We start from the raw sequence: 12,916 nt of genomic DNA, 5'->3' as shown, positions 1-12,916 counted from the left end.
ATGAAGAAGGTTTTGCTGGCCGGCGCCGCCCTGGCCCTGCTGATGGGAACGGCCGCCGTGGCCCAACCCCGTGAAGGCCGTGACGGTCGTGGCCCGCAGGCTCAGGCCGAGCAGGAAAAGCCCCGTCCGCCGCGCGCCGACCGCGGTGACCGCGGCGGCGGTCGCGGTGATCGCGGCGCGCGTCCGCCGCGTCAGGAGCAACCGGCCCAGCCTCCGGGCGGCGGCGGCCAGAGCGGTTTTGACCGCGGCGCCCCGGCCGGCAGCGGCGGTGGCGGCGGCGCCATCAGGCCGCGCCCGGACCGTCGCGGCGGCGGCACCTTCACCCCGCCGCAGCAACAACCGGGCGGCAGCGGCAACTGGGACCGCAACAACGACGGGCGCGGTGATCGCGGTGATCGTGGTGGTCGCGGCGGCGGCCGTGGCGGCAACGGCAACGGCGGCGTCGTGCCTCCGGCGCAGCAGCCAGGCGGTGGTTGGGACCGCAACAACGATGGACGTCCCGACCGGGGCGGCCAGCCGGGTCGCGGCGGCAATGACGGCCGTGGTGGTAACGACGGCCGTGGCGGTCGCGGCGACTGGGATCGCAACAACGACGGACGTCCTGACCGGGGCGGCCGTGGCGACTGGGATCGTAACAACGACGGACGTCCGGACCGTGGCGACTGGGACCGTAACAACGACGGACGTCCGGACCGGGGCGGCTGGGACCGGAACAATGACGGCCGGCCCGATCGTGGCGGCCAGGCCGGCCGCGGCGACCGTGACGGACGCAACGACGGCCGCTGGGACGGCCGCCGTCCGGGCGAAGGCCGCCAGGCCCGCAGCCGGGACCGTGGTCGCCACTGGTACGACAGCCGCAACTGGCGGCACGAGTACCGCTCGTCGCGCCGCTTCCGGCTGGGCGTCTACGTCTATCCGCGTGGCTGGTATTCGAATTCCTGGCGCTACGGCGATATCCTGCCCTACGGCTGGTACGGCTCGAACTACTACCTGAACGACTGGTGGAGCTACGGCCTGCCGATGCCGCCGATCGGCTGCGAGTGGGTCCGCGTCGGCGACGACGCCTACCTGGTCGACGTCTGGTCCGGCCGCGTGCTGAGCGTCTACTACGACCTGTTCTGGTAAGGCTTGCCGCCTTGCCGACGTCTGAGGCCCCGGGGGTGACCCCGGGGCCTTTTTCGTGATCTGCTGGACGTATGGCCCGCTGTCTGACCGCCGCGACGATCGCCGCCCTTGCCCTGCTTGCGCCGGCCGAACCCGTCTTGGCGAGGGTCGCCCCGCCCGCCGCGCGAGAAGCCTGCCCGTTCCTCGCCAACCTCGACCCGGCGCGGTACCGGCCCAACCCGCGGGACATCGCCGACGGAGAGGCCGAGGCGCGCAAGTTGCTGGGGCGCACTCGGCTGAATCTCAAGGCGCCGAACGGGTACAACGCCGGCCGGATCATCGTCGTCCAGCAGCAGGGCAGGGGTGGACCGGCCTACGCGACAGTCGCCTTCCGGTCGGCGGCCGGTGGCTGGTGGATCCGCACGGTCTGGCCGCGCTTCGCCTGGCGATCGGGCCGCGCCTTGCCAGCGCCGCTGGCGGCGCGCCTCAATGCCGCCATCGCCAGCCCCTGCCTGGCCAGCGATCCGCCGGTGGCGACCCGGGGCTGGCCGACGCTGGACGGGAACCTGACGATCTGCGCTGACGGTTCCGACAGTTGGTACGCACTTGACCTGCCTCCCGCACTTCCCAGCCGCCGCTTCCACGCCTGTTCGCCGCGTGGCGTGGTGGCCGATGTGCAGGCGGTTCTGGAGGAAGCGATCTTCGGTCCCGCGGATTGATCCGGCGTCCATTTTGATTTGCCGGTGAGCGACTGTCCTTGACGTTTGCGCAAAATTCCGCTGGATAGCCTCGCTTTGCTGCACTGCCGTTGCGCAGGTGCGGCGTAAATCGCCACCTTGGAGAATAAATCATGCGCGTCTACTACGACCGCGATGCTGATCTGGCCCGCATCCTGGACCGCAAGATCGCCATCGTAGGCTATGGCAGCCAGGGTCGGGCGCATGCGCTTAACCTCAAGGACAGCGGGGCGGCGAACGTCGCCGTAGCCCTTCGTCCCGATTCCTCGACGGCCAAGAAGGTCGTGGCCGACGGCCTGAAGGTGATGACCGTCGCCGAGGCCGCCGCCTGGGCCGACGTGCTGATGATCCTGGCCCCTGACGAGCTGCAGCGCGGCATCTACAACAATGAGATCGCGCCCAACATCCGCGACGGCGCGGCCCTGCTGTTCGCCCACGGCCTGAACGTCCACTTCGGGCTGATCGAGCCGAAGTCGACCATCGACGTGTTGATGGTCGCGCCCAAGGGCCCCGGCCACACGGTGCGCGGCGAGTACGAGAAGGGCGGCGGCGTGCCCTGCCTGATCGCCGTACATCACGACGCCACGGGCAACGCCCTGGACCTCGGCCTCGCGTACGCCAGCGCCATCGGCGGCGGCCGCTCGGGCGTCATCGAGACCAACTTCCGCGAGGAATGCGAAACCGACCTGTTCGGCGAGCAGGCCGTGCTGTGCGGTGGCGTGGTCGAGCTGATCCGGGCCGGTTTCGAAACCCTGACCGGGGCCGGCTACGCGCCGGAAATGGCCTATTTCGAATGCCTGCACGAGGTGAAACTGATCGTCGACCTGATCTATGAAGGCGGTATCGCCAACATGAACTACTCGATCAGCAACACCGCCGAGTACGGCGAGTACGTCACCGGCCCGCGCATCATCACCGCCGACACCAAGGCCGAGATGAAGAAGGTGCTGGAGGACATCCAGTCCGGCCGGTTCGTGCGCGACTTCATGGCCGAGAACGCCGTCGGCCAGCCCAGCTTCAAGGCCACCCGCCGCCGCAACGCCGAGCATCCCATCGAGGAAGTCGGCGCGCGGCTGCGCGGCATGATGCCTTGGATTACAAAGAATAAACTGGTCGATAAGGACCGGAACTGATCAAAAGCGACCCTGTCCGGCCCCGAGCTTTTCGGCGGCCGGATGGGGGAGTTTGACGACCGTGATGCGCCTGTTCGCCGCCGCCGCTTTCCTGGCGGCCCTGATCGCCTCGCCGGCGCTCGCTCAAACCGAAGTCTCCGAAGTCCTGATCCGGGCTGACAACACCGTCATCCTGCGGGTCAACGTATCCGGCGACCTGGGCCCCAAGTCCGTGGTCGTCAGCGACGACGTGGTCGGCATCAACTGCGGGCCCGACGCCTACAAATGGACGCCGCACGAGAACCGCCAATGCTGGGTCTGGGTGCGCAAGAGCAAGACCGTGCTGCTCAGCGCCAAGGGCATGAAGGGCCAGCAGGGTCGGGACTGGACCGTGTCCTGGAGCGGCTGCGAAGTCCTCGACGGCGGCAGGGCCTGCCGCGTCGTGCCCGAGAACGAGACCACGGTCGGGGCGGTGTTCACCGGCCAGCCGCTTTAGCGCCGTGGCGCCGGTCGTCGCCCAGGACCTGCCCGCCGACGCTCTGGTCGCGCCATATCTGACGACCGGAGCATACGTCGACTGCTTCGTCACGGCCCTGCCCGGCGACTTCAGCCAGGCGGCCTATGTCGAGGCCTTCTATACCTCCTGGCTTTTCAGGCTGGAGCGGCTGGTGCTGGCCGTCCTGGTCGCCAAGCCGTCGTCCGATCGTGGGGCCCGGGCCCTGGCGCTCGGCCAGACCGACTCTTTCGCCGCCTGGACCGTCGAGGCGCGGACCGACGATCAGATCGTCAACTGCGACTACCAGAAGGTGACCCGCTCCTGGCTGATGAGTCAGCGCAACGACGGCGTCACCTCGCTCTATTTCGGCAGTGTCGTAACCTCGCGTTCGGGCGGGCGGCCGCGCGGCGGTCTGTTCAAGGCCCTGCTGGGATTTCACCAGATCTACGCCCGCGCCCTGTTGAAGGCGGCCGCGGGGCGCCTTTTGCGCGGGGCCGTGGCCCCTTAGCTATAGGGCATGCGCCGAGTCTCTTCCCTCTACCTCGCCGGTCCCGACCTCTGGTACCCGGACGCCGACGCCCATCTGGAGCGCCAGCGGCTGGTCGCCGAGCAGGCGGGCTTCACGGTCCTTGAGGGGACGACTTTGCCGGCCGAGGTGCGTGACGCCGGCGAACTGGCGGCGCGGGCCATGTACGCCGAGCGGATCTCGCGAATGCGGCGGGCGGATGCGGGGATCGTCAACCTGACGCCGTTCCGGGGGCCGGCGGCCGATGCGGCGACGACCTTCGAGATGGGATTCCTGGCCGGGCTGGGAAAGCCGCTGTTCGGGTGGATCAACCTCGGCGACGAGCTGGAGGCCGAGTACCGCGAGCGGGTCGAGACCTGGATGGGCGCGCGGCCGGACGGGGCCGGCGTCTGGCGCGACGGCGAGGACTGCGAGATCGAGGACCTGGGGCTGCCCGAGGCGACCATGCTGTGGGCCGAACTGCGGCGGCTGTTCGTGATCGTCACCGATGATCCGATGCATGACCTGACCGGCTTCGGGATGTGTCTCGAGGCGTTGCGGATGTACGCCGAGTAGCTACCAGCCGAGCGCCGCCTCGCCGCGAAGGATCGCTTCCACCTGATCTGTGTGCTTGGCGCCGTCCCTCGGATGCAGCACCAGCGCCGGCAGCAGCACCAGCGGCGCCTTGCCGGTCTTGACGCTGCGCACCATCACCCGCTTGGCCGGCTCGTCGGCGAAGGGCTGGATCGGGCGGATACGGAAGGAGCCGGCCTTGGGGCCCAGCAGGGCCAGGATATCGGCCAGGCGGTCGGCGCGGTGGATCAGGGTGATCGTGCCGCCCTCGCGCACCGCCTTCAGCAGAAAGCCCGTCCAGGCCTCCAGTCCGCCGTCGGCCATCCAGGCCCCGACCTTGCCCGGGGCCGGGGCCCGCAGCGCCGCCGGGTCGTCGAAGAAGGGCGGGTTGCTGAACACGTGGTCGAACGGCGAGAGGCCCAGGGCCTTGAACCCGGCTTCGACCTCGCCGGTGATGATCTCCACCCGATCGCCCATGCCGTTGACCGCCGCATTGGCCCTGGCCAGCCCGGCCATAGCCTCGTCCCGCTCGACCCCGACGAACCGCGCGCCGGGCCGCCGCGCCGCCGCGCTGAGCAGGGCGGCGCCGACGCCGCAGCCGGCCTCCAGCACCCGCTCGCCGACCGCCGCCTCGCAAGCGCCGGCCAGCAGGGCGGCGTCCATCCCGGCCCGGTATCCGCGGGCCGGCTGGTCGATCTCGATCCGTCCGCCCAGCAACCGATCCCGGGTAAGGTCCATTCCGCTCGCTATGCCTTGTGCCAGCCGTTGTCCTGACCTATCCCGAGCCTGTGGCCCCCGCAACGGCGGCCTGATCTGACGCGAGGAGCCGCTCTCTTGGTCGCAGTGAACGCCGACGTCGAACGCCAGCCTGCGTCCGTCGACCTGCTCGTCGACCTGGGCGCGGCCGACATGGACGGCGTCAACGCCCTGATCTCAGCCCGGATGCAAAGCCCGGTGGCGGTCATTCCCGCCCTGGCCGACCATCTGATCAACGCCGGCGGCAAGCGGCTGCGGCCGCTGCTGACCGTGGCCGCCGCGCGGCTGGCCGGGTCGACCACCGATGGCTGCCTGAAGCTGGCCGCCGCGGTCGAGTTCATCCACACCGCCACCCTGCTGCACGACGATGTCATCGACAGCTCGCAGCTGCGCCGGGGCAAGGTCGCGGCCCATCTGATCTGGGGCGCGCCGTCGAGCGTGCTGGTCGGCGACTACCTGTTCGCCCGCGCCTTCGAACTGATGGTCGAGGCGGGCTCGTTGCGCGCGTTGGACATCCTGGCCAAGGCCGCGGGGGTGATCAGCGAAGGGGAGGTGTTACAACTTACCCGTGCACACGATCTTAACCTGTCGAAGGAAATCTACCTCGAGATCATCCGCGCCAAGACGGCCGAGCTGTTCGCCGCCGCGGCGGAAGCAGGGGCGGTAAGCGCGGGAGCATCCGAGGAGCAGACCCGCGCCATGCGCACCTACGGCCTCAATCTCGGCCTGGCCTTCCAGCTGTCGGACGACGCGCTGGACTACGGCGGCGCGACCGAGACGCTGGGCAAGAACGCCGGCGACGACTTCCGCGAAGGCAAGGCGACCCTGCCGCTGCTGCTGGCGATCGCCGCCACCGGCGCCCAGGAAGCGGCTTTCTGGGAGCGGACCATCGGCCGTCGCGAACAGGACGACAGCGACTTCCTGCGGGCCCGCGAGCTGATCAAGCTTACCGGGGCCGGGCAGGCGACCCTGGACCTGGCCCACGAGTTCGCCGACGAGGCCAAGCAGGCATTGTCCTGCATGCCGGCCGGCGACTGGCGCCGGGCGCTGGAAGACCTGGCCGACTTCGCGGTCACCCGGAGCGCGTAAGGACCATGGGCGCCGCGCAGCTCCTGGCCGGCGAATCCCCGATTGCGGTGCTGGTCGACGCCATCGAGCATCTGAGCGGCGCGCGGACTATCGAGCAGGTGGCCGAGGTGGTGCGCTCCAGCGCCCGCCGCATGTCCGGGGCCCACGGGGTCACATTCGTGCTGCGCGACGGCGACTTCTGTCATTACCTCGACGAGGACGCCATCAGCCCGCTGTGGAAGGGCAGGCGCTTCCCGATGGAGACCTGCATCAGCGGCTGGGCCATGATGAACCGCGAGACGGTGGTCATTCCGGAAATCCGCGACGATTCCCGCATTCCGCAGGACGCCTATCGCCCGACCTTCGTGCGCAGCCTGGTGATGACCCCGGTGCGGCCGGCCGATCCGCTGGCGGCCATCGGCGCCTACTGGGACCATCCCCGGCGGCCGACCGACGATGAGGTCGACAGCCTGTCGATGATGGCCCGGGCCACGGCCACGGCTCTGGCGAATGTGCAGCTGCTGTCGAGCCTGGAACTGTCGCTGGCCCGGCGCGAGGCGCTGATCCGCGAGCTGGACCACCGGGTCAAGAACACCCTGGCCTCGACCCTGTCGATCGCCAACCAGACACTGCCCAACGCCGCTTCGCCCCAGGCCTTCGTGGAGGGGTTCAATGGCCGGTTGATGGCGCTGTCGCGGGCGCATGAGGTTCTCGCCCACCGGGACTGGGCCGGGGCGACCCTGAGCGGATGCCTCGACCGGGCCCTGCTCTCGGCCCCGGAGCTGCTCGAAGGCCGTCTGCGCCTGACCGCCGACAGCGGCGTGGTCGTCAACGAGACCGCGGTCAGCCTGATCCTGGCCCTGCACGAGCTGCTCGACAACGCCCGCCGTTACGGGGCGCTGAGCGCGCCGGCCGGCACGGTCGACCTGACTCTGGCCTTCTCGGGCGAACAGTTCCGAATGACCTGGATCGAGCGCGGCGGCCCGCCGGCCTCGGCCCCCAAACGCACGGGCTTCGGCCTGCGCCTCGCGGAAGCGGGCCTGGCCCGGGACCTCGGCGGCAAGGCAGAGGTGCGCTTTGGAAGCGAGGGGCTGGTCTATGAGCTGACCGCTCCGATTTCAGCCCGTATTGCGCCATCCTCGAAGGGAACGGCGTGAGCGAGGCGATCCTCGTGATCAAGCTCTCGGCGCTCGGCGACTTCATCCAGGCGACCGGGCCGATGAAGGCCATTCGCGCCGCCCATCCCGCCGCCCGCATCACCCTGCTGACCACCCCGCCGTTCGCGGGGGTGGCAAAGGCCACCGGCTGGTTCGATGACATCTGGACCGATGGGCGGCCCAGCTGGGGCGACCTTGCCGCCGTCGCCCGGCTGATCGGCCGTATCCGCAAGGCCGGGTTCACCCGCGTCTACGACCTGCAGACCCAGGGCCGCACGGTCCGCTACTTCCAACTGCTCTGGCCGAAACGCCCGCCCTGGTCGGGCAATGCGCCGGGCGCGGCCTTCGAATACGGCGGGGAGGCGCGCGACCGCCTGCACGTCCAGGACAGCCAGCGCGAACAGCTGCGCATCGCCGGCATCGGCGAGGTCGGGCCGCCGGACATTGGCTGGCTGACCGGCAAGGCGAACCTCGAACCCCCCGCGCCCTTCGCCCTGCTGGTCCCCGGCGGCGCTCCGCACCGGCCGGCCAAGCGCTGGCCGGCGGCGCAGTATGGCGCGCTCGCCAGGGCGCTTTCGGGCCAGGGGATCACGCCCGTTGTCCTCGGCCATGGCGAGGAAGAGGCGGCGCTGGCCGCCGTCATCCAGGGCGTAGAGCCGACGGCGCAAATTCTGGTCGGCCAGACCAGCTTTGGCGATATCGCCGATCTGGCCCGCCGCGCCGCCCTGGTCGTGGGCAACGACACCGGGCCGGCCCATATCGCCATCGCCGCCGGCGCGCCGGGCGTGGTGCTGTTCTCGGCCGAGAGCAATCCCGACCTCAGCGCGCCTCGGCCGATCCGGTCCGATCAGCCGGTGGAGATCCTGCGCACCGACGACTTGGTGGATTTGAGCCTGGACAGCGTGCTGGAAGCGGTCCGGGGGCTCGCCGCCCCCCCCTAACGCGGTATCCAATCCGGGCGAGGCTGCTAGGGTTCGCGCTATGCGCACGCTTCCGACACTTCTGACGTCCCTTGCCATTCTGGCCGCGGGGACGGCGATGGCCCAGGCGCCGACCAACTACGAGGCCTACGTCGAGGCCCATCGGCCCAAGGTCTCTCCCGCCCCGTTGTCGCCTGACGAGGCCAAGGCCCTGCGCAAGGCTATCGGCGCCTGGACCAGCCGGAAGTCCGAGGCCAACCTGGCCGCCATCCGCCCCTTCGCCGAGAAGGGCGATCCAGTCGCCATGCGGGCGATGATGGAGGGCTATCAGTACCTCCGAAAACAGGCGGCGGCGCGCGGGGCCTCGGCAGGCCTGGCTCGGCCCGAGCAGGGCCTCGTGCCGCTGGCCGGCCTCTGGGCGATGCATCTTTGGAAATCCGGAGCGACGGATCGGCCGGTGGCCATCGCCCTGATGGAATGCCTGCGCGGAGAGTCGAGTCAGGATCCCAACAAGCCCTTTGACTATCACCGCACGATCAAGACGATCTCGTCGAGAACGAAGGAATACGATTGCGGCTTCGACACTGTGGTTGTGGCTTCGGGCTTCTACCGGTTTGCCGACTATGCGGGCGAGCAGAAGTTCCAGCGGCAGTACAAGGGTCAGCCCCTGGCGCCGATGACCTTCGTCGAGCGGCCGTTGACCCGGTCGGCGGATATCGACGAAGCCCGGCTGACCAGCATCCTGGGATCCGTTCGTCGAGGGTTTGGCTACCCGGTGCCGCCAAGGGACATGGAGTGGCTGCTGGCGCGGGCCAAGGCAGACCCGGCCATTCAGAAGCGTTACCAGGACACCTTGTTCGGCAAGGAAATGGACGAGATGGAGAAGACCGGATTCCAGCCGCATCCGAGCAGCTGGGTCTGGACCTACATGCAGGCCGATCCGGCGCGGAAGGCCGAGTACGACCGGGCCTTCGAGATGGCGCGCGTCAACGGGGCCTCACGCGCCGCGAAGTTCGACGCCAACATCGGCTCCGCCAAACCGGAGGACCGCGACTGGATGGCCACTGTCGCCCTCAGCCAGGGCGGCGAGGCTGCGCAGGCCTGGTGGGCGCGTTTCGGCTTCACCCTTGACGGCGCGCCGTCCTACCAGTTCGACCGCTGGTGCAACGCCGGCGTCGCCGCGGCCTGCGACCGGATGCGCGAGGCCAAGTCAGCCGAGACCATGCGCGGCAGCGCTCCTGCCCCCGGCGCGCCGGGGGTGGCGGGCGCGCCCTATGATCCGGCGGCCGCCACCCAGGCCATCATCGACAAGAACAAGGCGACCAATGCCGCCAACTGTGCGCGCGCCGAGAAGGGCGCGAGCATCATCTGCAACAACTAGGCGTCAGACCCGAATCTCGCCTTCGTCCTCGCCGTCCCAATAGTGGATGCGCTCGGCGTGGACCTTGATCATCGCCAGTCCGGGGGTGTCGATGCCATCCTTGGCGTAGCGCTCTATGTCCTTGGTCCAATGCTCCGCGAACGTACTCTTGTCGCGGATGATCTGAGCCTGGCCCTCGACGGCAATGAAGGTCGGCGGCTTGCCGAGCAGGCCCTTATTGGTCTGTAGGGAGATGCCGACTTTCGGGTCGCGCTCGATGTCCTGGAAGGTGCGGGACTCTTCGAAGAGGAAGTACCAGCTGTCGCCGTCGTACTCGACATCGCGGTTGTTGCTCATCGGCCGTGCGGCGATCTGGCCGCCATCGGTCTTGGTCTGCAGCATCACGAAGTCGATGTCCTTCATCTCCTTGGCGATGTCGGTGAGTGATTTGTCGCCCATGGGGAGGCCTCCGTTGGTGTTCCCCAACAGAGCGCCGCAGTCGCAAGCTCGTTCCCGACTATGGGTTATGCCTTGGCCGGAAAGCCGCGGATGACATCGGTATGGAAGCGGTTCGCCGCAGAGGCGCCGGTCAACGCCAGGGTCCGGAAGCGGGCCGGGTCGGCCTGGAACTGGTAGCGGGCGTTGCGGCCGTCATTGCCCAGTTCCTTCAACTCGCCGGGCAGCCCGAGCGGGATGTCGCCCTTGAACTTCAGGTCCGAGAAGGCGCCGGCGATCTTGATCAGGCCGTGGAAGGCCCAGAGGTTGGTGGGGTAGTCGAGCAGCTTCATCTGGGCGGCGGCCTCGACGCTGGCCTCCTGGATCAGGTAGTCGCCGTCCGTGGACTGCTTGCCGGTGGTCAGCACCACGCCGCCGAAGCTGTAGACGTAGGTGGGGAGCAGGATGACCGCCTTCATGTCGACGGCCAGGGCGTTCATCTTCTGCCAGTTCTTCGTCGCCAAGGCGCCGAAGGGGCTCCAGTTGTCGAGGTGGTAGAACCAGAGGCGACCGCCGCTGTCGGAGGCCCACATCAGGTCGAGCTGGGCGGAGAAGTTGTTGTACTTCCAGGCCCGGCGAACGGGCTGTGGCTGCAGGTCCAGTTCCTTGAGAACCTTCTGGGACTCGATTTCCGCACGCGGGACCATCGTACGACCGATGCCGGACAGCTGGCTGGAGAAGTCGGCGATCGCCCCGTCGGCGACGGCGGTCAGGTCGGCAGCCCCGATGCCCGAGACGTCGAAGGCGGCCGTCCAGCTGCTGCCGCCGAAGGATTTGGTCTGGAAGTTGCCGGCCTGCACGGCCACCCGAGCGCCGACGATGGCGACCCTGTTGGCTCCGGTCAGCGCCTTCTTGAACATGCCCTTGTCCATCATCGTCGCACCGGCCGCCGACGGCGCCGTCTGGGCCGACGAGCCGTCAGGGAAGAAGGCCGTCAGGCCGGCGAGACTCGCGCCGCCACCGAGGAACAAACGCCGGTCCATGGATCACCTCATCCTGTGCAGGGCCACTGTGGACGGCGCCCAGTCTGGTGGATACCGCGAAAGGGGGGGGCGTTCAGCCGCGCAACAGATGCGTGAAGTCGGGGCCGTCCACCGGTTGGAAGCCCATGGCTTCCCAGAACGGCGCCGCCGCCTCGCTGGCCCGGGCGTTGGCGGTCAGCAGGCGGGCGGATTGCAGACCCTGCTGGATCATCGCCCCGGCCAAGGCCTGGCCGACACCGCCGCGGCGGAAGGCCGGAGCCACATACAGCCGCCGCATGCGCATGGCCGTTTCGGCTAGCCCGGTCTGCGGCGTGACGCCCCCGACGCCGGCAAGATCGCCGTCGATGAAGGCGGCAAACAGGGCGCCCGGCTCCGCAAAGCCCCGCCCGTCGTCCCACTGCTGTGCCAAGGCGTCCATGTTGCGGACGCCCTCGGCGCGGGCGGCGGCCAGCAGTCCTGCGAAGCCTTGCGGCAGGTCGTCGACGACCCGGGCGATGATCAGGCTCACGGCGCGATCCCGGCCCACTGCAGGCCGCCAGGCAGCGCCTCAGCGGCATAGTCCAGTTGCAGCACGCGTCGCGCCGACGGCCGGCTGGCCCGATCAGATGCATGCAGGATGGGCGTGGCGTAGAGCCAGACATCGCCCCGGTCGGCCAGGCAGTCGATCACTGGCAGGCGGTCGGCGACACCGGCGGCATCGGCGGCGGCGACCCGGCCGAGGCGATGGGATCCCAAGGCGATCTTCAAGGGGGCGTTGTCCGGTCCGCAGGGATCAAGGTGAAGGCGCAGCGTCACCATGCCCTCCAGGACGGCCATCGGCGGAGCAACGTGCAATTGGCCGTCCTTGACCGTCCAGGGGCCGTAGCCCTCGACCGCGAGCCGCTCCCTCACCGCGATGACCCGGTCCTGATGCCAGCCCAGCGCCCAATTGGTCTGCGCCGTCTTGTTGAACAGCACGGCCCGCACCGGCATGGCGCCAGGCCCGAGGCTTTTCGCCGCCAATTCTGTCAGCCGGCTCAACGGCGCCGCGAGCCCGGCCAGCGTCAGGCGGCGGCCCGCCCCGGCCGGCACGACCTGGTCGAGCTGGGCCAGCTCGACCGGCGACAGCGCCGCCGGAAACAGCATTGCGCCGTCCCGGACGAGGTCCAGGTCATGGCGCATCTCGACATCGGCCACGATTTGCATCACCTCAAGGATATCGAGCCGAGGGACGACACGCCATGATCCGCCTGATCCTCAACATCCTGTGGTTCATCTTCGGAGGCTGGCTGTCGGGCCTGCTGTGGCTGCTGGGCGGGGCCATCCTGGCCATCACCATCGTCGGCCTGCCCTACACCGGGGCTGCCTGGCGCATTGCCGGCTTCTCTTTCTGGCCGTTCGGCAAGGAGGTGGTCAGCCGCGAGAGCCTGGGGATGAGCGACGTCGGCACCGGCGGGCTCGGCGTCTTCCTCAACATCATCTGGTTCATCTTCGCCGGCTGGTACATCGCCCTCAGCCACCTGCTGATCGCGGTGGCCGAGTTCATCAGCATCATCGGCATTCCGTTCGCCCTGAAGGACCTGCAGCTGGCGATGCTGGCCCTGGCGCCGATCGGCAAGACGGTGGTCGAGGTCGGGACGCCGGTGAGAGCGCCCCGACAGGTTTGATCGG

General features: G+C 69.1%; 16 protein-coding genes. 11 read left to right on the top strand and 5 right to left on the bottom strand.

Features of this window, described 5'->3' with window-relative positions; genetic code table 11:
* The 6 genes from AC2YG9_RS00315 (at window position 1) to AC2YG9_RS00290 (ending at window position 4,530) form a co-directional block, all read left to right on the top strand.
* The gene (locus AC2YG9_RS00315; RefSeq protein ID WP_487295929.1) at window positions 1–1,125 is read left to right on the top strand and encodes an RcnB family protein; all 1,125 of its coding nucleotides are present in this window, start codon (window positions 1–3) and stop codon (window positions 1,123–1,125) included.
* A gap of 71 nt (window positions 1,126–1,196) precedes the next feature.
* The gene (locus AC2YG9_RS00310) at window positions 1,197–1,823 is read left to right on the top strand and encodes a hypothetical protein (protein ID WP_487295928.1); all 627 of its coding nucleotides are present in this window, start codon (window positions 1,197–1,199) and stop codon (window positions 1,821–1,823) included.
* A 131-nt stretch (window positions 1,824–1,954) separates the two neighbouring features.
* The gene (gene ilvC, locus AC2YG9_RS00305; protein ID WP_487295927.1) at window positions 1,955–2,974 is read left to right on the top strand and encodes a ketol-acid reductoisomerase; all 1,020 of its coding nucleotides are present in this window, start codon (window positions 1,955–1,957) and stop codon (window positions 2,972–2,974) included.
* Window positions 2,975–3,038: 64 nt separating this feature from the next.
* On the top strand, window positions 3,039–3,449 hold the full coding sequence (locus tag AC2YG9_RS00300; protein ID WP_487295926.1) for a hypothetical protein: 411 nt from the start codon (window positions 3,039–3,041) through the stop codon (window positions 3,447–3,449).
* Window positions 3,450–3,453: 4 nt separating this feature from the next.
* Window positions 3,454–3,957 (top strand): hypothetical protein, encoded by a 504-nt coding sequence (locus AC2YG9_RS00295; protein WP_487295925.1) that lies wholly within the window; start codon window positions 3,454–3,456, stop codon window positions 3,955–3,957.
* A gap of 9 nt (window positions 3,958–3,966) precedes the next feature.
* The gene (locus AC2YG9_RS00290) at window positions 3,967–4,530 is read left to right on the top strand and encodes a nucleoside 2-deoxyribosyltransferase (protein WP_487295924.1); all 564 of its coding nucleotides are present in this window, start codon (window positions 3,967–3,969) and stop codon (window positions 4,528–4,530) included.
* On the opposite strand, the gene AC2YG9_RS00285 is transcribed toward AC2YG9_RS00290, so the two are convergent.
* On the bottom strand, window positions 4,531–5,265 hold the full coding sequence (locus AC2YG9_RS00285; RefSeq protein ID WP_487295923.1) for a tRNA1(Val) (adenine(37)-N6)-methyltransferase: 735 nt from the start codon (window positions 5,263–5,265) through the stop codon (window positions 4,531–4,533).
* 171 nt (window positions 5,266–5,436) lie between these two features.
* Between AC2YG9_RS00285 and AC2YG9_RS00280 the strand changes: the two genes are divergently transcribed.
* From AC2YG9_RS00280 to AC2YG9_RS00265, 4 genes are read left to right on the top strand one after another with little or no spacing between them, the layout of a single operon-like run.
* Window positions 5,437–6,372 (top strand): polyprenyl synthetase family protein, encoded by a 936-nt coding sequence (locus AC2YG9_RS00280; RefSeq protein WP_487296900.1) that lies wholly within the window; start codon window positions 5,437–5,439, stop codon window positions 6,370–6,372.
* A gap of 5 nt (window positions 6,373–6,377) precedes the next feature.
* The gene (locus tag AC2YG9_RS00275) at window positions 6,378–7,508 is read left to right on the top strand and encodes a sensor histidine kinase (protein WP_487295922.1); all 1,131 of its coding nucleotides are present in this window, start codon (window positions 6,378–6,380) and stop codon (window positions 7,506–7,508) included.
* On the top strand, window positions 7,505–8,449 hold the full coding sequence (locus tag AC2YG9_RS00270; protein WP_487295921.1) for a glycosyltransferase family 9 protein: 945 nt from the start codon (window positions 7,505–7,507) through the stop codon (window positions 8,447–8,449). Before AC2YG9_RS00275 ends, AC2YG9_RS00270 begins: the two co-directional genes overlap by 4 nt.
* A 40-nt stretch (window positions 8,450–8,489) precedes the next feature.
* The gene (locus AC2YG9_RS00265; RefSeq protein WP_487295920.1) at window positions 8,490–9,809 is read left to right on the top strand and encodes a hypothetical protein; all 1,320 of its coding nucleotides are present in this window, start codon (window positions 8,490–8,492) and stop codon (window positions 9,807–9,809) included.
* A 3-nt stretch (window positions 9,810–9,812) separates the two neighbouring features.
* Here the strand turns inward: AC2YG9_RS00265 and AC2YG9_RS00260 are convergent, their stop codons facing one another.
* The 4 genes from AC2YG9_RS00260 to AC2YG9_RS00245 all read right to left on the bottom strand — a co-directional run bounded on the left by AC2YG9_RS00260 (window position 9,813) and on the right by AC2YG9_RS00245 (window position 12,451).
* Window positions 9,813–10,247 carry a pyridoxamine 5'-phosphate oxidase family protein gene (locus tag AC2YG9_RS00260; protein ID WP_487295919.1) on the bottom strand — a complete coding sequence of 145 codons (435 nt, stop codon included), beginning with the start codon at window positions 10,245–10,247 and terminating at the stop codon, window positions 9,813–9,815.
* Between the two features lie 65 nt (window positions 10,248–10,312).
* Window positions 10,313–11,266, bottom strand: a complete 954-nt coding sequence (locus tag AC2YG9_RS00255) for a hypothetical protein (protein ID WP_487295918.1) — start codon at window positions 11,264–11,266, stop codon at window positions 10,313–10,315.
* Window positions 11,267–11,339: 73 nt separating this feature from the next.
* Window positions 11,340–11,774 (bottom strand): GNAT family N-acetyltransferase, encoded by a 435-nt coding sequence (locus AC2YG9_RS00250; RefSeq protein ID WP_487295917.1) that lies wholly within the window; start codon window positions 11,772–11,774, stop codon window positions 11,340–11,342.
* Window positions 11,771–12,451: a phytanoyl-CoA dioxygenase family protein gene (locus AC2YG9_RS00245; RefSeq protein WP_487295916.1), complete on the bottom strand. Its 681-nt coding sequence runs from the start codon at window positions 12,449–12,451 to the stop codon at window positions 11,771–11,773. The genes AC2YG9_RS00250 and AC2YG9_RS00245 overlap by 4 nt, the downstream gene beginning before the upstream one ends.
* 35 nt (window positions 12,452–12,486) lie before the next feature.
* Between AC2YG9_RS00245 and AC2YG9_RS00240 the strand changes: the two genes are divergently transcribed.
* Window positions 12,487–12,912, top strand: coding sequence for a YccF domain-containing protein (locus tag AC2YG9_RS00240; RefSeq protein ID WP_487295915.1), 426 nt, complete (start codon window positions 12,487–12,489; stop codon window positions 12,910–12,912).
* Window positions 12,913–12,916: the final 4 nt, after the last annotated feature.

Source organism: Caulobacter sp. SRI_014 (assembly GCF_057586315.1).
The sequence above is the reverse complement of the archived record's forward strand: the minus strand, read 5'-3'. Positions and strand labels throughout refer to the sequence as shown.

Bases quoted from the DNA above. Each gene is read 5' to 3' on its own strand.
- AC2YG9_RS00315 (WP_487295929.1), top strand. From the start codon at position 1: ATGAAGAAGGTTTTGCTGGCCGGCGCCGCCCTGGCCCTGCTGATGGGA.
- AC2YG9_RS00310 (WP_487295928.1), top strand. From the start codon at position 1,197: ATGGCCCGCTGTCTGACCGCCGCGACGATCGCCGCCCTTGCCCTGCTT.
- ilvC (WP_487295927.1), top strand. From the start codon at position 1,955: ATGCGCGTCTACTACGACCGCGATGCTGATCTGGCCCGCATCCTGGAC.
- AC2YG9_RS00300 (WP_487295926.1), top strand. From the start codon at position 3,039: ATGCGCCTGTTCGCCGCCGCCGCTTTCCTGGCGGCCCTGATCGCCTCG.
- AC2YG9_RS00290 (WP_487295924.1), top strand. From the start codon at position 3,967: ATGCGCCGAGTCTCTTCCCTCTACCTCGCCGGTCCCGACCTCTGGTAC.
- AC2YG9_RS00285 (WP_487295923.1), bottom strand. From the start codon at position 5,265: ATGGACCTTACCCGGGATCGGTTGCTGGGCGGACGGATCGAGATCGAC.
- AC2YG9_RS00280 (WP_487296900.1), top strand. From the start codon at position 5,437: ATGGACGGCGTCAACGCCCTGATCTCAGCCCGGATGCAAAGCCCGGTG.
- AC2YG9_RS00275 (WP_487295922.1), top strand. From the start codon at position 6,378: ATGGGCGCCGCGCAGCTCCTGGCCGGCGAATCCCCGATTGCGGTGCTG.
- AC2YG9_RS00265 (WP_487295920.1), top strand. From the start codon at position 8,490: ATGCGCACGCTTCCGACACTTCTGACGTCCCTTGCCATTCTGGCCGCG.
- AC2YG9_RS00260 (WP_487295919.1), bottom strand. From the start codon at position 10,247: ATGGGCGACAAATCACTCACCGACATCGCCAAGGAGATGAAGGACATC.
- AC2YG9_RS00255 (WP_487295918.1), bottom strand. From the start codon at position 11,266: ATGGACCGGCGTTTGTTCCTCGGTGGCGGCGCGAGTCTCGCCGGCCTG.
- AC2YG9_RS00245 (WP_487295916.1), bottom strand. From the start codon at position 12,451: ATGCAAATCGTGGCCGATGTCGAGATGCGCCATGACCTGGACCTCGTC.
- AC2YG9_RS00240 (WP_487295915.1), top strand. From the start codon at position 12,487: ATGATCCGCCTGATCCTCAACATCCTGTGGTTCATCTTCGGAGGCTGG.